This window comes from Streptomyces phytophilus, assembly GCF_013870535.1.
GTDB lineage: Bacteria > Actinomycetota > Actinomycetes > Streptomycetales > Streptomycetaceae > Streptomyces > Streptomyces phytophilus.
In genome coordinates, this window is sequence record NZ_JACBXC010001016.1 from 1 (window position 1) to 2,231 (window position 2,231).

Genomic DNA, 2,231 nt, shown 5'->3' on the forward strand with positions numbered 1-2,231 from the left:
CCGAGCGCGGTGGCCGCCGAGGCCGCCTGACTACGGCTCGTCCGGCTGCTCGATCTGCTGCGCGATGTACAGCGGCTCGCCGAGCTTCTCGATCAGGTCGAGCTGGGTGTCGAGGTAGTCGATGTGGTGCTCCTCGTCCGCCAGGATCGACTCGAAGATGTTCGCCGACGTGATGTCGCTCTTCGCGCGCATCAGCTCGACCCCGCGGCGCAGCCGGTCGATCGCCTCCACCTCGATCTGCCGGTCGGCCTGGAACATCTCGGTGACCGTCTGCCCGACCCGGACGTGGAAGAGGCGCTGGTAGTTCGGCAGCCCGTCCAGCAGAAGGATGCGGTCCGTCAGCATCTCCGCGTGCTTCATCTCGTCGAACGACTCGGACCTGGTGTACTTCGCCAGCTTCGTCCAGCCGAAGTTCTCCTGCATCTTCGCGTGCAGGAAGTACTGATTGATCGCCGTCAGCTCGGCAGTGAGCTGCTCGTTCAGGAATTCCAGCACCTCGGGGTCGCCCTGCATAGCCGGGACTCCTCTCCGCGTGGGTCGGGCAGGTCAGGCGCATCCTCGCACCCGGGCACCCGGACGATCCAGTAAGTGCAGGCTTATCCGGGTTGCCCTCATCGGGCCCGCGCCGCCCCCGGTCATGACCATGCGCAAGCGTCTGCCACCATGGGGTCATGGGTCAGTCGGAGCGGCACGAGGGGGCCCTGCCTCCTGGCCAGCGGCTGCAGCGCGGCTGGCCCGTGACGCACTACGGCCCGGTGCCGCGGTTCAAGCCCGACCGCTGGGAGCTGCAGGTCTTCGGGGCCACGGCGGACGGGGCGAAACGGTCCCTCACCCACGACGAGTTCACCGCCCTGCCGTACGCGACCGTGGTCGGCGATCTGCACTGCGTGACGAAGTTCAGCATGCTCGGCGCCGAGTGGGGCGGGGTCAGGGCCCGTACGCTCCTGGAGCTGGCGCCGCCCGCGCCCGGGGTCACGCACGTGATGGTCTGGGCCGAGTACGGCTTCAGCTCCAACCTGCGGCTGGCCGACTTCGCCGACGAACGGACGATCTTCGCCACCCACAAGGACGGTGAGCCGCTGACCGCCGAGCACGGCTTCCCGGTCCGGCTCGTGGTGCCGCACCTGTACGCCTGGAAGGGCCCGAAGTGGGTGCGGGGCGTGGAGTACATGACGGCCGACCGCCGCGGCTTCTGGGAGGAGCGCGGCTACCACAACGTCGGCGACCCGTGGCGCGAGCAGCGCTACTCGTACCAGGAGGAACCGGGCGACGGCCCCGACCTCTAGGGCCTGTCGTTTGGATCTTCGCCGGGCTCGCGACGCCTGGCACCGCACCTCGCGGCGTTGTCGTCGGTCAACGACGCTCCGCGTCGCCTCCCTCCTCCGCCTTGCGATGCACGGCACCAGCCGCCGCTCCCTGATCCGACAAGATCCAAACGACAGACCCTGGCCGGCGTCGCCTACGCCCCCGCGGGCTCCCGCAGCTCCTTCAGCAGCGCGATGTCCGCCGCCGCCTTCGGCCCCTCCGGGCCGCCGCCGGGGGTCTCGATGATCAGCGGTACGCCCGCCGTCGCCGGATGCCGGATCAGCTCGCGGAACGGCTCGGCCCCGATCCGCCCCGCGCCGATGTTCTCGTGCCGGTCCAGGCGCGAGCCGGCCGCGGCCTTGGAGTCGTTCGCGTGCAGGAGCCGCAGCCGCCCGGGACCCGCCGTCTCCACCAGCTCGTCGAGCACCTGCTTCGCGCCGCCGCTCGCCGCCAGGTCGTGGCCCGCGGCGAAGACGTGGCAGGTGTCGAGGCAGACGCCGAGCCGCGGGTGCCTGTCCAGCAGGTCCAGATAGGCGCCCAGCTCCGGCAGCCGGGAGCAGAGCGAGAAGCCCTGCCCCGCGGTCGGCTCCAGCAGCAGTTCCGGCGCCGCGGGGTCGTCGCCCAGCTCGTCGAGGATCGGCAGGGTCAGCTCCCGTACCTGCGCGAGCGCGGTGTCGCGGTCCCGCCCGCCGGTCGCCGAGCCGGTGTGCACCACGACGCCGCGGGCGCCGATCGCCCGGCCGCGGCGCAGCGAGTGCCGCAGGGAGGCGACGGAGTTCGCCGCGGTCGCCGGGGTGTGCGAGCCGAGGTTGATCAGGTACGGGGCGTGCACGTACACCGGGACGCCGTCCTCGGCGCAGCGCCGCCGGAACTCCTCGTCCTGCGCCGGGTCGCCCGGCGGTGTTGCCCAGCCGCGGGCGTTGGCG

The 2,231-nt window shown here is 71.6% G+C and carries 3 protein-coding genes; 1 reads left to right on the forward strand and 2 read right to left on the reverse strand.

All coding sequences use genetic code 11. The features are described 5' to 3' along the window. Nucleotides 1-30 precede the first annotated feature (30 nt). On the reverse strand, nt 31-513 hold the full coding sequence (gene bfr / locus H5J30_RS28435) for a bacterioferritin (RefSeq protein ID WP_181790152.1): 483 nt from the start codon (nt 511-513) through the stop codon (nt 31-33). 158 nt (nt 514-671) lie between these two features. On the opposite strand from bfr, the gene H5J30_RS28440 reads away from it, so the two are divergent. Continuing rightward, nucleotides 672-1,286, forward strand: coding sequence for a sulfite oxidase-like oxidoreductase (locus H5J30_RS28440; RefSeq protein WP_181790153.1), 615 nt, complete (start codon nt 672-674; stop codon nt 1,284-1,286). A 173-nt stretch (nt 1,287-1,459) separates the two neighbouring features. Here the strand turns inward: H5J30_RS28440 and H5J30_RS28445 are convergent. After that, nucleotides 1,460-2,231, reverse strand: a 772-nt coding sequence (locus H5J30_RS28445) for a deoxyribonuclease IV (protein ID WP_181790154.1), incomplete at its 5' end; no start/stop codon positions are given.